At 47.4% G+C, this 21,232-nt stretch carries 24 protein-coding genes; 23 read left to right on the forward strand and 1 reads right to left on the reverse strand.

The window, feature by feature from the left end:
- The first annotated feature begins 110 nt into the window (after positions 1-110).
- From OCU60_RS20110 to OCU60_RS20190, 18 genes are all read left to right on the forward strand, one after another.
- Complete coding sequence (locus OCU60_RS20110; RefSeq protein ID WP_074374919.1) at positions 111-1,229, forward strand: DUF2586 domain-containing protein; 1,119 nt, start codon at positions 111-113, stop codon at positions 1,227-1,229.
- A complete protein-coding gene (locus tag OCU60_RS20115; protein ID WP_074374918.1) occupies positions 1,226-1,681 on the forward strand; it encodes a phage protein in 456 nt (151 codons plus the stop codon). The genes OCU60_RS20110 and OCU60_RS20115 overlap by 4 nt, the downstream gene beginning before the upstream one ends.
- Positions 1,682-1,972: 291 nt before the next feature.
- Positions 1,973-2,254, forward strand: a complete 282-nt coding sequence (locus OCU60_RS20120; protein ID WP_074374917.1) for a putative phage tail assembly chaperone — start codon at positions 1,973-1,975, stop codon at positions 2,252-2,254.
- Between the two features lie 8 nt (positions 2,255-2,262).
- Positions 2,263-2,442: a DUF6890 family protein gene (locus tag OCU60_RS23050; protein WP_021019856.1), complete on the forward strand. Its 180-nt coding sequence runs from the start codon at positions 2,263-2,265 to the stop codon at positions 2,440-2,442.
- Positions 2,439-4,157, forward strand: coding sequence for a phage tail tape measure protein (locus OCU60_RS20125; protein WP_074374916.1), 1,719 nt, complete (start codon positions 2,439-2,441; stop codon positions 4,155-4,157). Before OCU60_RS23050 ends, OCU60_RS20125 begins: the two co-directional genes overlap by 4 nt.
- Positions 4,147-4,479: a DUF2590 family protein gene (locus OCU60_RS20130; protein WP_074374915.1), complete on the forward strand. Its 333-nt coding sequence runs from the start codon at positions 4,147-4,149 to the stop codon at positions 4,477-4,479. The genes OCU60_RS20125 and OCU60_RS20130 overlap by 11 nt, the downstream gene beginning before the upstream one ends.
- Positions 4,476-5,681, forward strand: coding sequence for a baseplate J/gp47 family protein (locus OCU60_RS20135; RefSeq protein WP_074374914.1), 1,206 nt, complete (start codon positions 4,476-4,478; stop codon positions 5,679-5,681). The genes OCU60_RS20130 and OCU60_RS20135 overlap by 4 nt, the downstream gene beginning before the upstream one ends.
- Complete coding sequence (locus OCU60_RS20140; RefSeq protein WP_074374913.1) at positions 5,674-6,243, forward strand: phage tail protein; 570 nt, start codon at positions 5,674-5,676, stop codon at positions 6,241-6,243. The genes OCU60_RS20135 and OCU60_RS20140 overlap by 8 nt, the downstream gene beginning before the upstream one ends.
- Positions 6,244-6,251: 8 nt before the next feature.
- Complete coding sequence (locus tag OCU60_RS20145; protein WP_159439497.1) at positions 6,252-8,018, forward strand: tail fiber protein; 1,767 nt, start codon at positions 6,252-6,254, stop codon at positions 8,016-8,018.
- A gap of 11 nt (positions 8,019-8,029) precedes the next feature.
- Positions 8,030-9,010 (forward strand): hypothetical protein, encoded by a 981-nt coding sequence (locus OCU60_RS20150; protein WP_139302163.1) that lies wholly within the window; start codon positions 8,030-8,032, stop codon positions 9,008-9,010.
- A 112-nt stretch (positions 9,011-9,122) separates the two neighbouring features.
- Complete coding sequence (locus OCU60_RS20155) at positions 9,123-10,847, forward strand: phage tail-collar fiber domain-containing protein (RefSeq protein ID WP_074374910.1); 1,725 nt, start codon at positions 9,123-9,125, stop codon at positions 10,845-10,847.
- Positions 10,848-10,849: 2 nt separating this feature from the next.
- Entirely contained in the window at positions 10,850-11,203 is a 354-nt protein-coding gene (locus OCU60_RS20160) for a hypothetical protein (protein WP_074374909.1), read from the forward strand.
- Between the two features lie 119 nt (positions 11,204-11,322).
- Positions 11,323-13,233, forward strand: coding sequence for a phage tail-collar fiber domain-containing protein (locus tag OCU60_RS20165; protein ID WP_074374908.1), 1,911 nt, complete (start codon positions 11,323-11,325; stop codon positions 13,231-13,233).
- 10 nt (positions 13,234-13,243) lie between these two features.
- Positions 13,244-13,810 carry a hypothetical protein gene (locus OCU60_RS20170; RefSeq protein ID WP_074374907.1) on the forward strand — a complete coding sequence of 189 codons (567 nt, stop codon included), beginning with the start codon at positions 13,244-13,246 and terminating at the stop codon, positions 13,808-13,810.
- A complete protein-coding gene (locus OCU60_RS20175) occupies positions 13,810-14,700 on the forward strand; it encodes a hypothetical protein (RefSeq protein ID WP_083602764.1) in 891 nt (296 codons plus the stop codon). The genes OCU60_RS20170 and OCU60_RS20175 overlap by 1 nt, the downstream gene beginning before the upstream one ends.
- Entirely contained in the window at positions 14,688-15,233 is a 546-nt protein-coding gene (locus OCU60_RS20180) for a baseplate complex protein (RefSeq protein WP_074374906.1), read from the forward strand. Before OCU60_RS20175 ends, OCU60_RS20180 begins: the two co-directional genes overlap by 13 nt.
- Entirely contained in the window at positions 15,230-16,822 is a 1,593-nt protein-coding gene (locus OCU60_RS20185; RefSeq protein WP_074374905.1) for a hypothetical protein, read from the forward strand. The genes OCU60_RS20180 and OCU60_RS20185 overlap by 4 nt, the downstream gene beginning before the upstream one ends.
- Positions 16,822-17,019 carry a hypothetical protein gene (locus OCU60_RS20190; RefSeq protein WP_074374904.1) on the forward strand — a complete coding sequence of 66 codons (198 nt, stop codon included), beginning with the start codon at positions 16,822-16,824 and terminating at the stop codon, positions 17,017-17,019. The genes OCU60_RS20185 and OCU60_RS20190 overlap by 1 nt, the downstream gene beginning before the upstream one ends.
- A gap of 30 nt (positions 17,020-17,049) precedes the next feature.
- Here OCU60_RS20190 and OCU60_RS20195 read toward each other — a convergent pair whose 3' ends face one another.
- Entirely contained in the window at positions 17,050-17,352 is a 303-nt protein-coding gene (locus tag OCU60_RS20195) for a helix-turn-helix domain-containing protein (RefSeq protein WP_074374903.1), read from the reverse strand.
- A 219-nt stretch (positions 17,353-17,571) separates the two neighbouring features.
- On the opposite strand from OCU60_RS20195, the gene OCU60_RS20200 reads away from it, so the two are divergent.
- The 5 genes from OCU60_RS20200 to rplT all read left to right on the forward strand — a co-directional run bounded on the left by OCU60_RS20200 (position 17,572) and on the right by rplT (position 21,166).
- Entirely contained in the window at positions 17,572-17,802 is a 231-nt protein-coding gene (locus tag OCU60_RS20200) for a hypothetical protein (RefSeq protein WP_074374902.1), read from the forward strand.
- 185 nt (positions 17,803-17,987) lie between these two features.
- On the forward strand, positions 17,988-19,916 hold the full coding sequence (gene thrS / locus OCU60_RS20205; RefSeq protein WP_074374901.1) for a threonine--tRNA ligase: 1,929 nt from the start codon (positions 17,988-17,990) through the stop codon (positions 19,914-19,916).
- Positions 19,917-19,943: 27 nt separating this feature from the next.
- Positions 19,944-20,471: a translation initiation factor IF-3 gene (gene infC, locus OCU60_RS20210; protein WP_261854760.1), complete on the forward strand. Its 528-nt coding sequence runs from the start codon at positions 19,944-19,946 to the stop codon at positions 20,469-20,471.
- A gap of 104 nt (positions 20,472-20,575) precedes the next feature.
- Positions 20,576-20,770 carry a 50S ribosomal protein L35 gene (gene rpmI / locus OCU60_RS20215; protein ID WP_074374899.1) on the forward strand — a complete coding sequence of 65 codons (195 nt, stop codon included), beginning with the start codon at positions 20,576-20,578 and terminating at the stop codon, positions 20,768-20,770.
- Positions 20,771-20,812: 42 nt separating this feature from the next.
- Positions 20,813-21,166, forward strand: coding sequence for a 50S ribosomal protein L20 (rplT, locus tag OCU60_RS20220; protein WP_021019837.1), 354 nt, complete (start codon positions 20,813-20,815; stop codon positions 21,164-21,166).
- Positions 21,167-21,232 lie beyond the last annotated feature (66 nt).

The following is a 21,232-nucleotide window of genomic DNA, read 5'->3' on the forward strand; positions in this document are numbered from 1 at the left end:
TGAATCCCGACCGGGATTTGATCACACAAAGCGATTGTCTGGCATTGTCAGTGAGCGATATGACAAGCAAGCAGGACAATCGGATGATCACATAAATAGGAGCGGATAACATGGCGTGGCCCAGCGTTATTATTAATATTAAAAACATGATGAAAGGCCCCATTGCCGGGGTGGAATATCACTTTCTGTTTGTCGGATACGGAACTGTTTCCGGTGCCAAGCGTGAGTTAACGGTTGTTGATGCTTCAACCGATCTGGAAACGGCATTATCTTCAGCCGGAGAGTCTCTGCAAGCGACGGTGATGGCTGCGCAGTTGAATGGTGGCAGCGAATGGACTGCCGGCGTGATGGTCCTTGATCAAGCCGATGACTGGAAAGATGCGGTCCGTAAAGCCAATGAAACTGCAAGTTTCGAAGCATTCGCTCTGGATTTTCCTGCAACGGATAAAACCTTGCTTGAAGATGCGATTGCCATGCGTACCGAGCTGAAAAATGCACTTGGCCGGGAAACCTTCGCCGTTTGCTGTTTGCCGGAAATCGATAATACCGACGCAACCAACGGTGAAACTTGGGAAGCTTGGTTAGCGAAGTCGGTTGCGATTGTTGACGGTGTTGCCAGCCAATATATTACGGTTGTGCCATCGGTTCATGCGGATGGCTCAACACTGGGTAAATACTGTGGTCGTCTGGCGAATCAAGTGAATGCATCGATTGCTGATTCTCCGGCCCGGGTTAAAACCGGTAGTGTTGTCGGTTCAACGGATTTTCTGACAGACAAAGACGGTAAAGCGTTAGCACTGTCTGTATTGAAAACACTTGAGTCAAACCGAATTGCCTGCCCGATGTGGTATCCGGATTACGACGGCCAATACTGGACAACCGGTTGTACACTCGATGTTGAAGGCGGTGATTTCCAGGATATCCGTCATATCCGTGTGGCAATGAAAGCGGCCCGTAAAGTTCGCATCCGTGCCATTGCCCGTATCGCGGATCGTACATTCAACTCAACGCCACAGAGTGAAGCGCAGGCAAAACTCTTTATGACGCAGGATCTGCGTGAAATGGCACTGATCGGTAATCCGGGTGAGATTTATCCACCGGAAGATGATGACATTCAAATCAAATGGGTCAACAGCACTGAAGTTGAAATTTATATGGCTGTTCAGCCGTATGAATGCCCGGTCAAAATTACTGTTGCAATCTATATCAGCCAAGGAGATGAAGCATGAGTGCCCGTTTTTCCGGTCGTAGCTTTGATACGACATTATTTGGAGTATTTGTCCATGTTAAAAGTGCGACAGCGACGATCAGTGATGAGTCAGCCGTTGCATTTACTCGCGGTGTCACTGATGGTTATACCGACGGTAAAGTTAGCTGTGATGTTGAGCTTGAAATGGATCTGAAACAGTTCCAGAAAATCCATGCAGCCGCCAAAGAAGCGGGCAGCTATCGTGATATTAAACTGCAAGAGCTTCAGTTTTATGCGCATAACGGTGAAGATGAAGACAAAATCGAACTGTACGGTGTGAAATTCCTGGTTTCAGATCTGCTCAATATCGACTCAGAAAGTGCGGATAAGTCAACCCGGAAACTGAAAGGTTTCGTCACCAGCCCGAACTTTGTCCGGATCAATGGTGTGCCTTATCTGTCTAAAGCGGATACCCGTAACCTGATCAGTTAATCGATACGGGTTCAGATTAAATGGATGGTTGAATGAAAACGTATGGCATTTTTGCCGACAGAAAAATCACAATCGGACCTGTTTTAAATCCGGCTGATTAGGCCGTTATTCCAACAACGGGGAACAGCCTGACATCATCAGGCTAGCGATACCGAGGCTGAGAAAATCATCGAGAAACCACTATATCAGGGTCAGCTCTGAGGGATTTTTGCGGCCTGAATTGATGGTTGTGCCCCACTTAACAGCAATTTTATACGTGCCTCAGTGCACATAATGAAGAGAGAAACAGACATGACTAAAGCAGCTTTTACAATTCAACCGGTTGTCGTCACGATTGGTGAGACTGATTTTACGTTCAAACCAACAGTGAATGATGCCAACAACTACACCAACCATGTATCGATGGACAGTAAAATTGAACCGGCACGAACTTATCTGGAGCGTACGGTTGATGCTGAGCAGAAGAGTGAATTAGTTGAACTGATGAACACGGTTCCCGGTCTGGTGATGGAAGTTTTCGGTCTGGTTCATGAATCTTCCAAAGGCGGGATTTCAATTACCCTAAAAAACTAACAGAGCGGGTGAAGCGCATTGAAACCAATGGGTTGGAACAGGCGCTCACCCTGCGGCGGCATTACTTTCCGGACGGAGAGGATGAGCCGCAAGAGTTAGCCAGGGCGCTCTGGCTCGATCAACACGAGAAAGAGCGTATGGAAGTCGCGGTTATGAGTGCAGTTGCGAGGTTATTTAATCACCGATGAACGATTCAGTCTTAATAGAAATCAATATGATTGATCAGGTGACTCAGCCCTTATCCGGTGTTGTTGACGAGATCAATCAGATTGTCCAAACCGCCAGTAGCGATTTTGACAAGGTAAAATCCAGTGCCTCAGATGTCGTACAGACGTTCACTGAAATGGGAACGTCACTTGAACCGATATTGACGATGGATTGGGAGGTCGGCGGTGCCGACTCTCTGGAAAATGTCGGTCGCATTCTTGAGCATGTTTCTACAGCATCGAGCGAGATCCTCTCGCTCGGGCTTGGGAGTCAACTGGTCCAAGTGTTTAAAGATGCAGAAGGAGGCATTAATCAGTTTGCTGACAGTCTTGATCAGGGGATCGACACTATCGTTGAAACGTTTGATCTGGCTAAAACGAAAGCCAAAGATTTTTCCAATGCTGCCAAGGCGCAATTTGCAGCGTTGTCACAACGAACCCAGAATTATATTCAAATTGGTAAGCACCTGACCACGTCATTTTCGGCGAATGGTGTCAAGGGGTTTGCCAGCGCTGTAAAACAACAGTTTGCAGGCATTTCACAGCAAACCCAAAGTCTGATCGGCCGTATCAAAAACGTCGGAACGGTTTTTTCTACCGGCGGATTTAAAAATGGTGCCAAGAATTTTGCGAAATCTGTCAATCAGCAATTAACGAGTATTTCGCAAAAAGCAGCAGGGCTGTCTGGCATGGGCGGGCGAGCACAACAGTTTTTAGGTCCGATTTCTTCCTCGCTCGATAATGTTAAAAATAGCCTGTCTCAAGGGATGGGGGAAGGGATTGCCAAAGTCACCGCATTGGGTGAAAAGTTCCCCTTTCTGGCTGGTGGCACAGAATTAGTTGCTGCCGGCATGACATCCCTTGATGGGGTCATGAAATCGGCTTCCGGGACTATCGGTGGGGTGCAAAGTGCGATCACATTGGTCTCCGATTCTGCCGGTATTTTCCAAAATGTGATGGGATCGGCTTCAACCGTGATCACCACGTTTCAAGGCGTCATGGGCGCGATGTCAAACGTGATGGCTGTTTTTGGCCGTTTGATTCCGAGTGTCTCAACCGCGATGATGGTGATGACCAGCCCTGTCACTTGGATTGTATTGGGAATCGTTGCGTTGATCGCAGCTGTTTATCTGATTATCAAATATTGGGATGACTTGGTTGCGGCCATGTCGAAAATCGAGATTTTCCAGCAAATCGGCAATCTGTTTGGCTGGCTGGGCGATATGTGGGGACAGTTTGTCTCTTATCTTTCCGGCACAAGTTTTGGTGCCATTTTCGGTAAGATTTTCAATCAGATAAAGTTCTATATTGATAAGATTATTGGGATGTTCAAAAGTATTGGCTCTGGTATCTCCTGGGTAGCAGGCAAGCTTGGTCTTTCATTCGGCAGCGATGATGCTGAGAAACCTGAACAAGGTGTGTCCACGGAGACCCGTGCAGCGGAGAACATTCAAAAGCAGGTTCAATCCGTTAATCAGACATCGGAGTCCGTCAGTGAACGTCCATCCGGGAGTGATTCTGTGATGGCTTACAAACAGAAACAGAACACTTTGCCTTCCGGTATGGTGCAGAACATGAACAAGACACAAAGCCAACAGGTGAGTGAGGTGAAACGCTTTGGTGACATTTACATCACCGCACCGAATGGTTTGACACCGGATCAACTCGCAGAATGGGACGAACTCAATGTCGGATAAACAGTATATCGATATCAAAGTAGTCGATGGCGGCTGGGATATTGATGCCGGTCAACAGCCAACTATCTGTAGCGATACATACAGTATCGCTCAGGATGTCAAGCACGCCATCATGGAATCCGGCTTAGCCAGAGCGCTTCAGGCTGAGAGAAATCCAGTGCTGCGGGCCAATGTGTTACTGCAAATTGAACAAATTGCGGAACAGGATCCCCGGATTATTCCGGGCACAGTCACCGTGACCGGAGATGTATCCGGCACCATCGGGCTCTCTGCTCAGGCATATGACAGTGAGGGCGTTATCAATACAGAGGTAAACACATGAGTAACAGACCCCAAGCCGATTTTTTAACCATTCTGGCGGAATCCGGCGTTCCGCTGAACGAGCAGGCATTAGAAGACCAATTGAAAACCGAAGTGTCTGCGGCTGGCAGTTTACTGGCGAATGACTCTGAAATGTCACCGTTCTGGCGCTGGGTCCGGGCGGCGGTCATCAAACCCGCATTATGGATGACCAGAACGCTTTTAGTGACACATGTCATGCCAAATATGTTCGTGGCAACCGCAGAACGCTGGGCACTGGAACTGAAAGCGTGGGAACTGAATGTGGAACCGAAGCAAGCTGTGAAAACGCAGGGTAATCTGAAGATGACCAAAGAAAATGCCAATGATGAAGTGCTTGTCGAACGGGGTGTTTTTATACAGACACTTGCAATTGAAGGCGTTGTTTATCGGGTTAAGGTTACTGAAGATACGGTGATTCCTGCCGGACAGACAAGCGGACAGGTTCCCGTTGAAGCAGAGCAAGCTGGTGTCGCTTATAACCTGCCTGCCGGTTATCTCAATATTTTACCGACAGAGGTTGCGGGCATTGTTGCTGTGGTGAATGACGCAGGATGGATTACCCGGTTGGGCGCGAATGAAGAGACTGATGAAGAGCTCGCATTGCGACTTCAAAACGCCTTCACCGGTTCCGGTGAGTGGCATATTAATGATGTTTACCGTTCGATTATTGCCAGTGTTGCGGGCATCCGCAGTGATAATATTTTCTTCCGCAATACTGGCGATATCACACCGGGGACGGCAGAAGCGCTGATTTTGGTTGAAGTGGGTGAAACCCCGCAGTCGATCATTGACACACTAAATGATTACATCATGAATCAGGGCCATCACGGTCATGGTGATGTGCTGACCTGCAAACCGATTCCCGAAACACGTCACGATGTGATTGCAGATGTGGTACTGGCAAAGAATCTGACTGTCGCACAGATGACAGAAACACTTCAGGAAGTGAAAGATCGGATTCGCGCTGCATTTCGTGAAACCAAAGCATATGACGAAATGACCCGCGCAGCGCCACAGAGCCGGTTTAGTATCTCCCGTATGGCGACAGAGATTCACAATAACATGGCCAATGTGAAGTCAGTCCGTATCACGCTTGATGGCGAGATTCAGGAAGACATTGTCAGTGGTTATACGCAGCCGCGTTTAAACGCTTTAACGGTTGGGGAGTTGGCAGATGAATAGTAACAATGCGCCTCAAATGGAAGAGATTGTGATTCCGTGGTGGGAAGATGGTGAAACGACCTCGGAAGCGCTGAAAGAACCTTATTTTCTGACCCGGGGGGTGAAAGCTTTCCTCAACAAAATTCGCTCGGGCTTGCTGTTTCCGTTGCAACAGATCGATGCACTGACCTGTCATGAGTCCTTGTTGAACCTATTGGCTTGGGATCGCGATATTCAACGTTTTGCCGGAGAGCCGTTGAGTTTGTTCCGGTCACGGGTGAAATATGCCGCGATTAATGCCAAAGATGCCGGCAGTGTTGCTGGGTTTAAACGCATTTTTGCCCGGTTAGGCGTTGGGATTGTCGATTTTAAAGAGCGGCAAGACCCGACCGAGTGGGATGTCTGTCTCATCCAGTTAACTGACAGCGATATCTCGATGAATACCCGCTTGGTTCAGACCTTAATTCGCCAGTACGGCCGCACTTGTCGCCGTTACCGTTTTCAAATTGTCTATCCGTCAACGGTAACACTGGCAGCCAACGGATTTCATCAAACGTTTGCACTGTATAGTGCATCACTGTAATGGGGGCGATGATGAGTCAAGTAGCAATTCCTTTGGCCTTTGAAAACTATCTGCAAGATCGAGTGGTCAACGGTCTGGCCCCGGATATGAATGAGATGATCTTTGCTTATCTGCCGGATTTGGACTCGGAGCAAGTGATTGATCGCCATTTAGGACTACCGGCGCCGAGTTATTGGGTGTATCGGCAGGATATCACCCAGAAAGCGAAACTGAACGATGATTCCGTGGCTTATTCAGTCGTGATACCCAGTGAGGTTGAAGCGTTTACTTTTAATGCGATCTACCTGCATGACAAACAGACTGCGAATTCTTGTGGTCTGGTGGTGCACAAAAGCGCGGAAACCAAAGAACCGGGGATGTCGAGTGTCCGCACTTGCGTGCAGCAATATTCCGGAGCTGCAAGGGCAGCCAAGATTACCGTAACACCAGAAAGCTGGCAGATCGATTATCAGGCCCGTTTATATGGGATGGATGACGACTTACGTTTGGCATGTTTGGACCTGTTTGGGAAGGCGTCATTCTTTGCCGATGGTTTTTTGGTTCAGGCGGTTGATGGTCAGTATGTCTGTGCAGCCGGAACCGGTTATGTTGCCGGTCTGCGTTGTGTCAATGACCATCAGGTTAACATCATCGATGTTCAGGTCGGTGCCGGCATTTATTTGGATGCCAGTTGGCAGGGACAAGTGGTGAGTCGCTGGACGACGGACTGGCAATTAGTCGCGAGTACCACCCCATTAACCGATTATGTTGAAGACGGTATTCAGCACTATGTTACGCCAATTGCCCGGGTTGAAACGGATGGTCGCGTGACGGATTTGCGGCATTTAGGGCTGGATGAGAACAAGCTTCCGGATGCGACGAGTCTTGCAAAAGGTGCCGTCATTTTAGCAACTGATCATCAAGCGAATACGGGGCAGGGAACTGGTGTTCTATCTGCGCAGCAATTGAAACAAGCACTGGGCCAGTTTGGCAGTTTTGGTACCGCCATTGATTTAGGCGTTATTGCAAACAATGCGGCGTTCGATTCTGTCCCGACCGGGTTGATTCATTTTGCCTCCAGTCTGATCTCCGGCACGCAAATCGAGTATCAGGGGATGAAAGTTCGGCATCCCAGTGGTGATTACTCAGTGATTGCCGGCGGATATCACGCAGGTAACAATGCCTTGGTTATGTATCACTCGTCTGGCAAGAAATGGACAGATGTGCTGATGGCGGATCATGCGAACAGCATGTGTCCGGTCGGAGTCCCCCAACCATGGCCGACAGATACCGCGCCCGCGGGATGGGCGATCATGAAAGGACAGGCGTTTGATACAAAAGTTTATCCGGTACTGGCTGCTTTATACACCGATGGGATTTTGCCGGATATGCGCGGGCTGGCGATTGTCGGTAAGAAAGATGAGGAGTCAGTGCTTTCTTATGAAGCCGATCAGGTTAAACGGCACGGACATACAGGTACGATGGCTAACGCGGGTGCACACTATCACTATCGCGGTAATATGAATATTTACGGTATGCTTAGTGGGGTTCAGTCTGGTGTCAGTACGGTAATTGGAGCCAATGGTGCTTTTTCTGCTAGCAAAACGACGAATAATGGTAACTCGGCTGCGGGGGGATCCGGACAATATAATATTTATTTTGATGCCAAGCATAACTGGGTTGGTGGTACTTCAATCTCTGGTGAACATACGCACCCGATCAATATTGAAGCTTATGGTGCAGAAGAAAACACGATTAAAAACCGTAAGTATAACTGGATTGTGAGGTTAGGATAATGAATGCTTTTATGACTGAATCTCAACACATCGAGGTCTCATATATCGATGGTCACGGATGGTGGATGGGTAATGGTGTTGAGCATGTGGCTGCAGGGACAGCCCTTGGGGAAGACTGCACGCCGACTGTGTATCGTCCGTCGGCTGCCGGAAAAACAGCGCGTTTTCATCCTGAAAGTGGCACATGGTCGGCAGAAATTGAGAATATGGCGGCAAAGACCTATTACTCGGACACCGGTGCAGCATTCACCATTGGCGTGCCTGACGGGACATATCCAGGAAACGCGATTACAGCACCACCACCAGATTATGACCCACGTTCTCAAGCCGTTTTATATAAGGACGGTGTGTGGAAAATTTATCGCAACCGGATTGGGATGTCTTATTGGGATCATGAAGGTCATGAGCACACCATTACTGAACCGTATTTTGATCTGCCGGCAGATTGTACCTTTGAGGTACCACCACCGCCAGAGGATGGTTACGTTGTTCGCTTGATGGATAACCAATGGCAGCAAGTGGCAGACCATCGGGGTGAGATTGCTTATGTCAAGCTCCGAGCGAGTGATACGGACGCAGATTATCAAATCACCGAGTTAGGTGCGGTTGCTGAAACTCATACATTGATTGCTCCCGATTTATTCGATGCCTGGGATGACAGCTCGGATACATGGGTCTATGACGTCGAGAAAGAGCGTCACTATAAAATGTCAATCGAGAAAAACTGGCGTGATGAGCAGCTTCGCAATGTACTCGATCGCATCGACCAGTACGAAAAAGATCAGAACTATGAGCAACATTACCGGACTTCTCCGCTGAGTGAGACCGAGTATTTAGGCTTGCTCGGCTATCGAAAACTGCTGTGCGATTACCCGGAAAGTGATGGTTTTCCGTTTGGTGAGCGTCCCGTTGTGTCGTATCCCGAGTCGGTTGAAGAACCACCCAAACCGACCATGATGCAACGTGTACTGAACAAAGTGAAGCCTCGCTGAGGGTGTGATCACAATCATCATGTCATTCAAAACACGATAACGATAAGGCAGCTGACAGATATTTCGGATGCTGTCATCCCTTTCTGCATCGTGTTCAAGAAAAAGGTTTATTATGAGTCAAGTTGTTATTCCTCTGGAATTTGAAAGCTATTTACAAGATCGGCTGATCAACGGGCAGGCCCCGGATATGAATGAGATGATCTTTGCTTATCTGCCGGATTTGGATCCGGAGCAAGAGATTGATCGTCATCTGGGGCTGCCGGATCCGTCTTATTGGGTACATCGACAAGATATTACCCAAAAGGCAAAGTTGAATGATGATGCTGTCATTTACTCGGTAGTGATCGCCGGTGAGATTGAAGTGTTTACCTTTAATGCCATTTATTTGCATGACAAGCATACTGAGCATTCTTGTGGTTTGGCGGTACACAAAACTGCGGAAACCAAAGAGCCGGAGATGTCGAGTATCCGTTCTTGCGTGCAGCAATATTCCGGTGCCGCCACTGCGGCGAACATTCATGTGACGCCGGAAAGCTGGCAGATCGATTACCAGGCGCGCTTGTATGGGATTGATGACGATTTACATTTGGCATGTTCTGACCTGTTTGGCGCAGCTTCGTTTTTGGCGGATGGTTTTCTGGTCAAATTTGTGGGGGGCAAATATGTCTGTGCTGCCGGGACGGGCTATGTTGCGGGGCTGCGTTGTGTTAATCACGGGCAGACCGACATTGCCGATGTAGCGCCCGCGTCCGGAATTTACCTCGATGTGAGTTGGCAAGGAGAAGTGGTAAGCCGTTGGCGCAGCAACTGGAAACTCACGGCCAGTACCACGGCTCTGACCGACTATGTTGCTAATGGCGTTCAGCATTATGTGACGCAAATTGCCCGGATTGAGTCAGACGGTCGTGTGACGGATCGCCGTCATTTGGGGCTTGATGAGCACAATCTTCCTGATGCAACGAGCCAATCCAAAGGGGCGGTTGTGCTGGCGAGTGATGCACAAGTCAATGCCGGACAAGGGCGTGGTGTGGTGTCTCCGCAGCAGTTGAAGCAGGCATTCGATCAGTTTGGTACATTTGGTTCAGCGGTGGATTTAGGCGTTGTCACAGATGATGCACAATTAGATGCCGCGCCGACCGGGCTACTCCATTTTTCAGCGAGCTCTCAACAAGAGAGTCAGGGCATCAAAATCCAACATCCGGAGGGGTATTATTCTGTGATTGCCGGATCTGACAATCACAATAACCCCAGTGTGTTTTTATATCATTCTGTATCAGGCTCATGGCGGAGAATGACAACCGACAATGATATCCAGCGGAGTTTTGTCGGCATGATTGCTGATTTTCAAATCGCAGCACCTCGCCCCGGTTGGTTGAATGCCAACGGAGGCGAAGTTTCCCGCACCACCGACGCAATTTTGTGGCAATACGCTCAGGATGCCGAGCTGATCATTGAACAGACGAACAAAGATGCTGACCCGATGAAGTATGCCGCCTATTTTGGTGATGGCGATGGTTCAACAACGTTTACCTTGCCGAATTTCCATCTGGGACATTTCCGGCGTGGTGCGAAATCGGGTGTGGCACATGGTGCAACACAAGGCGATGCAATTCGGAATATTTATGGAAGCATTGATGGTATTCCACATAAAGACGGTTTTGCTACATCTGGTGCAATTAGTGTGGCGGTATCTAACATTTCACCATCAAATTTAACCGATGGTGGAGCCAGAGTTTATTTGCACACATTCGATGCCTCTCGAGTTGTACCAACTGCTGATGAAAACCGCCCGTATACGGCAAATATTTCGGTGAAAATTTTCAGAGGATGGCTATAAGCATGAACAAAAAAATTACCGCTTATCATTATTCATATGAGACTGGTTTGTTCGCCGGTACCAGTCTGGCTTTCATTGAATACGGCTACGATCACTATATCAAACCGCAATGTGCCACATTTACACCGCTGCCGGAATTCGATAGCGCGACCCAGCAGTGCCGTTATCTGGCAGAGCATGATCGCTGGGCTGTTGAGGCGATTCCTGAAGAGCCAGGTGACGATACTGAAGCGACGCCAACAATGCTGTCGGAGCTATCTGAAGCGTCATCATCCGTCATCGATGAACAGACACACTCTGCGCAAGCGAAGCCCGGAGCGATGCGACGGCTGTTGAATCGACTCTCTTCCCGCTGAGCGCAGAGCACACAATACGGTTAACCATGCTGAGCGGTGCAAATTCAACTTTATAAACAGAGCTTTATAAATATAGCTTGATGTTTTCATCGCTCAGCTCATCAAAAAAGGTTTTTATCATGAGTCAGGTTGTGATTCCTTTGGAATTTGAGCGTTACCTGCAAGATCGGATTATCAACGGGCAAGCCCCGGATATGAATGAAATGATCTTTGCTTATCTACCCGATTTGGACCCGGAACAGGCCATTGATCGTCATCTGGGATTGCCGGACCCGTCTTATTGGGTCTACCAACAGGATATTACGCAGCAGGCGAAACTGAATGATGATTCTGTTATTTATTCGGTCGTCATTCCCGGTACGGTCAAGGCATTTACATTTAATGCCATTTATCTGCATGACAAACAGACCGCCAATTCATGCGGTTTGGTTGTGCACAAACTGACAGAGACCAAAGAGCCGGAGATGTCGAGTGTTCGGTCCTGCGTGCAGCAATATTCAGGGGCTGCCACTGTCGCAAATATTGATGTGACACCGGAGAGTTGGCAGATCGATTATCAGGCCCGTTTGTATGGTATGGATAACGACTTACACTTGGCATGTTGGGATCTGTTTGGCGATGCGTCATTTTTTGGCAGTGGATTTCAGGTCAAAGTGTCGGGCAGTGATTATTTGTGCTCTCCCGGTGTCGGTTATGTGGGCGGATTGCGTTGTGTCAATGACACGCAAACAATCCTTCCGAATGTGCAAGTCGGTGACGGGATATATTTGGATGCAAGTTGGCAAGGGAATGTGCTGAGTCGTTGGACAACGCAGTGGCAATTGGTTGTGAGTGCCACTCCATTAACCGACTATATGGACCACGACACACAACATTATGTGACTCAGATTGCCTCCGTGAAAGCGAATGGGAGTGTGACTGATCTCAGACATTTAGGCATTGATGAGCGCAAGCTGCCAAACGCGGCCACAACCAGAAAAGGGGTCGTGAGTCTCGCGACTGACGGGAATGTGAAAGCCGGGAAAGGGACTGGCGTGATCTCTCCGCGGCAGTTGAAGCAGGCATTGGATCAGTTCGGGGGATTTGGTCAGTCTGCCGATTTGGGGATGATTACGGATAATGCAGTATTAGATGCAGCACCGACGGGATTTCTTCACTTTGCCTCTCATCTGATGACGGGAACACTAGCAGAATGTCAGGGGATGAAAATTCATCACCCGGATGGTTATTACTCGATTATTGCGGGGTCAGGCAGTCAGCAGGAACCAGCGCTCTTTTTCTATCATTCGGTACAGAATGAATGGACGTCTGTCCTGACAAATCTCAACGCTCAATTCGCCCCATATCAATCAGATCGAATCTATCGAACTGGTGATGTATGCACGACCTATGATTCTGGTACCGGTGAGCGAAAATTCTGGCAAATGTACGCAGGCCCGAATATGACTTGTGTCGGGAAAGACCCGGAAGATCTATTAAATCGACATGATGGGTGGTCAGATCCGTCAGCGCCATTTTGGTGGATCCCATATGGTGGAAAAGTAGGGCAACCCTTTTTCTGGCTTGATACGACCCCTCCAGAAGAAGCGGTTATGGAAATTAATGCTGACTTACCTATTTCAGTTTACTGGCGCTTAGCCAGAGCATATCCACATCTGGTGACCGGAGATACGATCAACACAGGTGAAATCCGCGGTGAGTTTTTGCGTGTGCTTGATCAAGGGAGGGGCGTTGATTCTGAGCGCAGTATTAACTCATGGCAGAATTCATCAGCATTTGTGGGAGATGGTGATGGTTATAATATTCTGGTCCCTAATTTAAGGTCGGCAAAACACAAAAAAGTTTTAGGTTTTGAATTTGATAAGGCAACTGATTCAATATCAGCAAATTTCGCTGCGCTTGATAATAATGATCGAAATTCAAAAGTGATCACTTCTGGGGCAAAAAGTCTTGAGACAGCGAATATAACATCAGATTTTGCTCGGTTGAGGGTTCGTAATATCGCTCGTCCAATGGCCATTTATATATAGAGGATTCACGATGAAATACTGGCAATTTGACACAGTAACAAGAGAAGTTTCTACCGTTGCAACAGAGGCTTTAAAGCGTGGGGGTATATATCATATTCCAACCAATGCAATTACGGTTTGTCCTCGAAAACCTAAATCTGGATTTGCCGTTGTTGCTTTCAAAAATAAGAATGGCACAAAATATATTGAGGATTATCGCGGATCATTAATTACTCATACAACCAATCATTCGACAAAAGTTCACAATATTCTCGGACCTATTCCGGAAGAGTGGACACTTAAGCCTCGGCCTTTGCATGGTTATTGGGATAGCAAGATTAGCGATTGGGTGATTGATAGCGCTTCCCAGAAAAGAGAGATAGCAGAATCTGAATACCAATGGGTTCAAAAAGAACTGGCTGATGTAGATATCCAGCTCAAGTATCACGCCACCGGTGATACCAAAAGGCAGCAACTGACCGCTGAAGACTGGTATGCCTATGCGATTGCGCTACGTGATTACACCAGCACTGACGACACAGGCAATCCGATACTGGTGGGCGATGTGCGTCCGAATCGGCCTACGGGGGGGCGCTGATGATGTGGACTCAATCATCACTCACATGGCCAACATCGGCCAACGAGATTCAAATCCGCGCGTCCTCGGTGATCGAGCAAGTCGGTGCTGATCATGGCGAAGAGCGCTTAGCGGCACTGGAAAGTGACGCAGCTTTCGGCCGTCACCCACTCAGTCAAGATGCTCAGGCATTGCTGAATTTGCGCACGGAACTGGATCGTTTACTCAGTCAGGGGCAAGTGCTGACGGTGACGCCGTATCAGTTTCAGGTCGGGGGGGAATCGGAATCCGGAGAGATTCTTGATACCGATGCTGCGGTTAAGCGCCTGGCTGAAAAGCTCAGAGACTATGCAGATACGCACCGACCCAATGGTCAGCTTCACGCGATTGTGGTGATGTTGACGGCTCCGACCCGACAGCAGTTTGCCGAGCAGCTTCAGCGTGTGACGACCGTAATGCCGCTGCCTGAATGGTGTCAGGCCCAGCGTCACACAGAGTCGTTACTGGCCGCAGACCACGAAAAATTACGCAAACCGGCGGCCATTATTCAGCCTCGGTTTAAACCGGTGGCGCCTGTGTCGACGACGCCATTTGCCGACATGAATGCTGCGCTGGGAACGCACATTGCAACGTTGGAATCACTGGCCAGTGATCGGGTTAATGTTATTGGCAAGCTCCGTCAACTGGCGGAAAAACGTCAATCGACACTGCAAACGGTCAGCGACACGCTCCAGGCAATGCAAACAATGAATGCACAAGTTTGGTCGGTTGCTTTAACGGGTGAACTGGCAAGCTTAAGTCATCAGTTAGCGGAGATGTTGCCGCCCAATTATCATCGCTATGCGGTTGCCAGTTTAATACTCAGTGCATCTCCGATGCCATTCTTCGAGGAGCTACTATGTTCGCCTTAAATAATCAGACATTTGGATTAAAGAATCTTACCGTCAGCTTTGAACGGGAATTAAAAAGCAAAGATATGAGTGCTCAGTCGTCTGGCACGCAAGAAGCGGAACAGGGTGATAAAGCCGCAACACTCAATGTCTCCGGTCTGATTGCTTTTCATCACATTCGCAAGCTGGAAGAATTGCAAACCATGAGCTCGGCAAAGGACGATAAGGGTAATCGCATGGTCTATACGATTGTCGAAGAGATGGCGAATGCGTTTAAAATCAAGAATGTCAGATTCTCCGGCCGTTTTTCTGCAACCCAACAGGAAAATATGATGGCCTGGAAGGTCTCTTTTCAGCTGAAAGAATCGAATAGTGTCGCAGAGCAAAAAGAGACACGGCAAAAAGAAAAAACCAAAGCCAAGCCGACTCAGAATCCTCGTCTTCAGCAGTCATTGCAACAAAATCAGCGGCAAACAGAACAGACCAAAGCCAAACCGATTCAGAGTTCTCGGTTTCAACAGTCATTGAAACAGAATAAGGAGGCGACCCGATGAATTTGGAAAAACGGCTCTATATTTCCGGGGAAGAGGTATCTCTCGCCCGACAGATGATCAGTCTGAAACTGTCGCTGGGTAGCAAGGCCATTTTCACCATTCAGGCTGAACACGCCCCGGAACGGTTCGAACTGGTTCGGCTGGATATCGGCTATGAGCATGACCTATTTATCTTTTTTGAAGGTTATATTGATAAAATCCAACCGGCAGAAAATGGCTTCTTCAAGATTACGGTCAAAGAAAATGCCGGAATTCTCAGCCAGCGGTGGCCAATCAGTCTTGAGCATCCGACAGCGATTGATGTGCTTGATCAACTGGCTTTACTGACCGGACTGGATTTTAAATATCCGGATACCGACTATATGCGGCAAATGATTCCTAACTTTGTGCATCAGGGAAATGGCTATCAATGTTTGGATGCGCTGGGCAAAGCATTTGCAATCGAAGACTGTATTTGGTGTCAGGATACCGATCAGAACATTTATGTGGGTAGCTATGCCGATAGCCGCTTTGCCGGAAAACCGATGTCGGTTCCGGCTGAGTTCACTTCTCGTCAGACGAGTAATAGTGTTACGTTTGTGCCATATCCGATGCTGCGACCCGGCAGAGTGATGAATGGTCACCGGATCACGCGGGTTGATCTGATCGAAGATGAGATGACGGCTTACTGGCACCCCGTCAGTAGTGAAGCCGCAGCACAGAAACAGCAGATCTATAATGAGTTTCCTGAACTCTCGGCAGGATATCATTTGCCGTTGTTCGGCCGGGTTGAAGCGGTTCGTGATGCGGTGCCGCAAGGGAAGATCGCAGATTCATTTCGGCCACGTTATGCGGTTGATGTGCAGATGTTGGATGCGGATCTTCAGCCCGATTATTCTGTGCCGGTCTATCGCTCAATTCCGTTGCCGATCGCGATGGGCGGTGTTGAATCGGGGTTACTGGCGTATCCGCTCGAAGGTATGTTGGTGGAAATCGCTTTTGCTTACGGGCGCAGTGATCGGCCGATCATTCGGGGAGTTTATGGTCTCAATTATATGCTGCCATCGATTGAGCCCGGAGAGCAATTACAGCAACAGCGAGATGAAGTCAGTCGACGGATCGACGCTGCCGGGAATATCACCGATAGAACCGATCAACAGATGATGCGAGCAGCGGAGCAGATACAGGATCAGGCACAGCATTATCAGGGCGCATTCGGTCAGCATCAGTTGGATATCCGGGAACATAGTCAGGAAAATATCTCGGGTAAGAAACAGATTGAGGCTTTGGGCGCGGTTGAATTGCTGGCCGGAGATAATCTGGAACTTGGTAGTCTCGGCAATTTGCATATGGCAACTGCCGGAGACTGGATTACCACGGTTGGCCAGCTGCGGAACACCGTCATTCAACTTGATGAGCGGCTAAAAGTGATGGGGAACCGGCTGGAAGTGATTGAAAAAGACTGGGAAGCCTCAGCGACCAATATGCGTTTTACCGCAGACTTGATCACGATGAATGGTGGCAGTGGTGTTGTGCAGGGCGACTGTATCTGTGCCTTTACCGGTCAAAAACATTCTGATTTCTCTTCAACAGTTAAGGCAGGAAAATAATGGCACTGAGTAAAAAATCATTAAAAAAACGGATTATCACGGAACTGAAAGAGCAAAAATTTGTAACGGAAGGAACACATGCCCGCTCAGATGAACTGGCCACTGCACTGGCAAACGCGATTGTTGATGAAATCACAGAAAATGCCAAGGTTATCGTTGCCGGAGGAAGCTCTGCGGGACAGTGGCCAGTCAATTAGTCCGCTTGTATAGAATTCATCGATAGCATTTTATGAATGCTGCGTTTCAAACCGGATCGTAGTCATCAGTGATAACACCACTTGTTTGAGATTGGGCGGCATTTGATGCCAGAGGGTCAGGTATTCAGCGTTGTTGAGATGATCCGCTTGCGTCATCTCAGCAACGCCGAGTACCAGCATAATTTGATCTCGCATCTCTAGCGTCATGGACTGGCGTCCGGATAGAACACGTTTAATTTTGGATTCGTCGATTCCGGAAAGAGTTGCCAGTTGCGCATAAGAGAGCCCTTTATTTTTTAATATTTTCCGAATGAAGATAACAGTGGGATGCAAAATCAATCCTTAAGACAACGCATATGATAGTTAACAATATTATCATTAAAGGTATTGATTCTATTGCCGATTTTATGATGGGAGAGTAGTTCGCCTGTTGAACCTTTTTCGCTGCTCAGTTTGTTTTTCGGACTAATTGAAAGTTGTTGGTAGCAGATCTCATAAAATTTATTGCACTATAGCAAAATAAACAAATTCAACGTGAGGTGTAGGGTTATTATGAACAGAAAAATCAAAGAATTAGAGTATATTGCTGATGAGGCTGAACTGGCGGTGCTGGCACTATCTTCTACATTATTGATGGAGTATAAAGGCGTAGCGGTACTACAAAGAAAGATGTATGAAATTAGTCAGAAAGCCCATCAGCTGATCGCACAGGAAACACGTCAGCGCAAAGAGGTGGTTTGCAAGGCTGAACCTGAGACAAAAGAATATCATCCATCGGTTTGATAAATGGGTTGAGATTTCATCTCGTTGATTTAGAATAGTTGATCAGGTACTCAGGATGGTGCATCCGTATTTGCATCAAAATGGGTACTATTTTTATGTCGCGCGTTTTGCTCTGAAAAAACAAAATGTACGAATTAATAAAGCAAGTGTTGCTTGGTGCGCAACACCACTGTAAAGGATAAATCATGCCTATTATTACTCTTCCTGACGGTAGTCAACGTCAATTCGAAAACCCAATTTCTGTTTCAGACGTTGCCTTGTCTATCGGTGCAGGTCTTGCGAAAGCAACCATTGCCGGACGTGTTAACGGTGTTCGTGTTGATGCCTGTGATCTCATTGAAAACGATGCCAGCTTAGAAATCATCACCGCAAAAGATGACGTTGATGGTTTGGAAATCGTTCGCCACTCATGTGCCCACTTATTGGGACATGCGCTCAAACAACTGTATCCTGATGCCAAGATGGCGATTGGTCCAACGATCGACAGTGGCTTTTATTACGATATCGATGTAGAACAATCATTGTCGCAAGAAGATTTAGAAAAAATCGAAGCGCGAATGAAAGCGCTGGCGAAAACCAAATATCAGGTGGTCAAAAAGAATGTCAGTTGGCAGGAAGCCCGTGATGCGTTTGAATCTCGTGGGGAACCATACAAGATAGAAATTCTGGACGAAAATGTGGCGCGTGATGATCGTCCCGGCCTTTATCATCATGAAGAATATATTGATATGTGCCGCGGCCCTCATGTTCCTCATATGGGGTTTTGTCAGCATTTTAAACTACTGAATGTGGCTGGTGCTTACTGGCGTGGTAACAGCGACAATAAAATGTTGCAGCGTATTTACGGCACGGCCTTTCATGATAAGAAAGCCTTGAGTGCACATTTGACTCGTCTGGAAGAAGCAGCTAAACGCGATCACCGTAAAATCGGTAAACAACTCGATTTATTCCATATGCAGCAGGAAGCGCCGGGAATGGTGTTTTGGCATCATAACGGTTGGTCCGTCTTCCGCGACTTAGAAGTTTTTGTGCGTGAAAAACTGACGGAATATGATTATCAGGAAGTGAAAGGTCCACTGATGATGGATCGCGTCCTGTGGGAACGTTCAGGGCATTGGGATAAATATGCCGAAGCGATGTTCACAACGAATTCTGAGAATCGTGAGTACGCGATTAAGCCAATGAACTGTCCCGGCCATGTACAGATTTTTAATCAAGGTCTGAAATCCTACCGTGATTTACCGTTGCGGATGGCTGAGTTTGGTTCATGCCATCGGAACGAGCCGTCGGGGTCTCTGCATGGCATTATGCGTGTTCGTGGTTTTACTCAGGATGATGCGCATATTTTCTGTACTGAAGAACAGATTCAGCAAGAAGTCACTTCTTGTATTAAAATGGTCTATGATGTTTACCAGACATTTGGTTTCGACAACATCGCGGTGAAGCTTTCTACTCGCCCTGAACAACGGGTTGGTAGTGATGAAATTTGGGATCGTTCTGAAGAAGCATTAATGCTTTCGCTGAAATCAATGAATATTGATTATGAAATTCAGGAAGGCGAAGGGGCATTCTATGGGCCGAAAATTGAATTTACATTGCATGATTGCCTTGACCGGGCATGGCAGTGTGGTACAGTGCAGCTCGATTTTAATCTGCCGAACCGTTTAGGCGCGACTTATGTCGGTGAAAACAATGAGCGTCTGGTGCCTGTGATGATTCACCGGGCAATTTTAGGCTCACTGGAACGGTTCATCGGTATTTTGATTGAAGAATATGCAGGATTTTTCCCGACTTGGCTTGCACCAGAGCAGGCGGTCGTATTAAATATTACTGATAAACAATCTGATTATGTTCAGAATGCGGTACGAAAACTACAAAAATGTGGAATTCGAGCAAAAGCAGACTTGAGAAATGAAAAGATAGGCTTTAAAATCCGCGAACATACTTTGAAACGTGTACCGTATATGCTGGTTTGTGGTGACCAGGAAGTAGAAGCTGGCGAAATCGCAGTACGGACACGAAGAGGCAAAGACTTAGGTAAATTTAAGCTGGATGATTTCATTGAGTTGGTCCGGACCGAAGTCTTAAGCCGTAAGCTCAATCTGGAGGAATAAACTATTAAAGGTGGAAGACGTGGCCAAGTGCCGGCCAAACAAAACCAACATCGTATCAACGGAGAAATTCGGGGTGTACGTGAAGTCCGTTTATCGGGAGCAGAGGGTGAAGAATCGCGGATTGTTTTAATTCAAGAAGCGCTTGATACGGCTGTAGAAGCCGGTATGGACCTTGTTGAAATCAGTCCCAATGCAGAGCCGCCTGTCTGTCGTGTGATGGATTATGGTAAATTCCTCTTCGAGAAGAGCAAAGCTGCAAAAGAGCAGAAGAAAAAGCAAAAGCAGATCCAGATTAAAGAAGTAAAATTCCGACCTGGAACTGATATTGGAGACTATCAGGTAAAACTACGCAACCTGTTACGTTTCCTTGAAGAAGGCAACAAAGTGAAGGTAACAATTCGCTTCCGTGGCCGAGAAATGGCACACCAAGATATCGGTGTCGATGTTTTGAATCGTCTGAAAGAAGATACAGTAGATATTGCTGTTGTAGAATCTTTCCCTAGTCGGATCGAAGCCCGTCAAATGATTATGGTGTTAGCCCCTAAGAAGAAGTAATGACCGGCTTGCAAGTAATAAGCCCCCGCTGTCTGAGTACGGCGGGGTTTTATTCGCCCTCATTACATGGTTATTAAAATCGAAACAATGCGGAGTTATTCATCATGCCTAAGATGAAAAGCAATAGAGGTGCTGCTAAGCGTTTTAAGAAAACTGCTGGTGGTATTAAGTACAAGCACGCGACTAAACGTCACATCCTGACTAAGCGTACAACTAAGAACAAGCGTCAGCTACGTCCAAACTCTGTCCTTCCTAAATGTGAAGTGGCTGCAGTTGCACGTATGTTGCCATACGCTTAATTCTTTTTTAGTTTTTAATTCGTTTAGTTTAGGAGAAGCAGAATGCCTCGCGTAAAACGTGGTGTACAAGCTCGTGCACGTCATAAGAAAGTTCTAAAACAAGCTAAAGGTTACTACGGTGCTCGCTCTCGAGTTTATCGTGTTGCTTTTCAAGCAGTGACTAAAGCTGGTCAATATGCATATCGCGACCGTCGCAACAAGAAACGTCAATTCCGCCAACTGTGGATTGCACGTATCAATGCGGCATCTCGCCAAAATGGTCTGTCTTACAGCCGTTTCATCAACGGTCTGAAGAAAGCATCTATCGAGATCGATCGTAAGATCTTAGCTGATATTGCTGTATTTGATAAATCAGCATTCGCTGTGCTTGTTGAGAAAGCAAAAGCCGCACTTTAATTCAAAGTTGTAGCCCAGTTTTCGAAAAGGAGAGCTTTTAGCTCTCCTTTTTTTATCTGTATAGAA

It is taken from the genome of Vibrio spartinae (assembly GCF_024347135.1).
Lineage (GTDB): Bacteria > Pseudomonadota > Gammaproteobacteria > Enterobacterales > Vibrionaceae > Vibrio > Vibrio spartinae.

Excerpts from the sequence above, each read along its gene's own strand:
- OCU60_RS20110 (WP_074374919.1), top strand. The coding sequence starts at position 111 with ATGGCGTGGCCCAGCGTTATTATTAATATTAAAAACATGATGAAAGGC.
- OCU60_RS20115 (WP_074374918.1), top strand. The coding sequence starts at position 1,226 with ATGAGTGCCCGTTTTTCCGGTCGTAGCTTTGATACGACATTATTTGGA.
- OCU60_RS20120 (WP_074374917.1), top strand. The coding sequence starts at position 1,973 with ATGACTAAAGCAGCTTTTACAATTCAACCGGTTGTCGTCACGATTGGT.
- OCU60_RS20125 (WP_074374916.1), top strand. The coding sequence starts at position 2,439 with ATGAACGATTCAGTCTTAATAGAAATCAATATGATTGATCAGGTGACT.
- OCU60_RS20130 (WP_074374915.1), top strand. The coding sequence starts at position 4,147 with ATGTCGGATAAACAGTATATCGATATCAAAGTAGTCGATGGCGGCTGG.
- OCU60_RS20135 (WP_074374914.1), top strand. The coding sequence starts at position 4,476 with ATGAGTAACAGACCCCAAGCCGATTTTTTAACCATTCTGGCGGAATCC.
- OCU60_RS20140 (WP_074374913.1), top strand. The coding sequence starts at position 5,674 with ATGAATAGTAACAATGCGCCTCAAATGGAAGAGATTGTGATTCCGTGG.
- OCU60_RS20145 (WP_159439497.1), top strand. The coding sequence starts at position 6,252 with ATGATGAGTCAAGTAGCAATTCCTTTGGCCTTTGAAAACTATCTGCAA.
- OCU60_RS20150 (WP_139302163.1), top strand. The coding sequence starts at position 8,030 with ATGACTGAATCTCAACACATCGAGGTCTCATATATCGATGGTCACGGA.
- OCU60_RS20155 (WP_074374910.1), top strand. The coding sequence starts at position 9,123 with ATGAGTCAAGTTGTTATTCCTCTGGAATTTGAAAGCTATTTACAAGAT.
- OCU60_RS20160 (WP_074374909.1), top strand. The coding sequence starts at position 10,850 with ATGAACAAAAAAATTACCGCTTATCATTATTCATATGAGACTGGTTTG.
- OCU60_RS20165 (WP_074374908.1), top strand. The coding sequence starts at position 11,323 with ATGAGTCAGGTTGTGATTCCTTTGGAATTTGAGCGTTACCTGCAAGAT.
- OCU60_RS20170 (WP_074374907.1), top strand. The coding sequence starts at position 13,244 with ATGAAATACTGGCAATTTGACACAGTAACAAGAGAAGTTTCTACCGTT.
- OCU60_RS20175 (WP_083602764.1), top strand. The coding sequence starts at position 13,810 with ATGATGTGGACTCAATCATCACTCACATGGCCAACATCGGCCAACGAG.
- OCU60_RS20180 (WP_074374906.1), top strand. The coding sequence starts at position 14,688 with ATGTTCGCCTTAAATAATCAGACATTTGGATTAAAGAATCTTACCGTC.
- OCU60_RS20185 (WP_074374905.1), top strand. The coding sequence starts at position 15,230 with ATGAATTTGGAAAAACGGCTCTATATTTCCGGGGAAGAGGTATCTCTC.
- OCU60_RS20190 (WP_074374904.1), top strand. The coding sequence starts at position 16,822 with ATGGCACTGAGTAAAAAATCATTAAAAAAACGGATTATCACGGAACTG.
- OCU60_RS20200 (WP_074374902.1), top strand. The coding sequence starts at position 17,572 with ATGAACAGAAAAATCAAAGAATTAGAGTATATTGCTGATGAGGCTGAA.
- thrS (WP_074374901.1), top strand. The coding sequence starts at position 17,988 with ATGCCTATTATTACTCTTCCTGACGGTAGTCAACGTCAATTCGAAAAC.
- rpmI (WP_074374899.1), top strand. The coding sequence starts at position 20,576 with ATGCCTAAGATGAAAAGCAATAGAGGTGCTGCTAAGCGTTTTAAGAAA.
- rplT (WP_021019837.1), top strand. The coding sequence starts at position 20,813 with ATGCCTCGCGTAAAACGTGGTGTACAAGCTCGTGCACGTCATAAGAAA.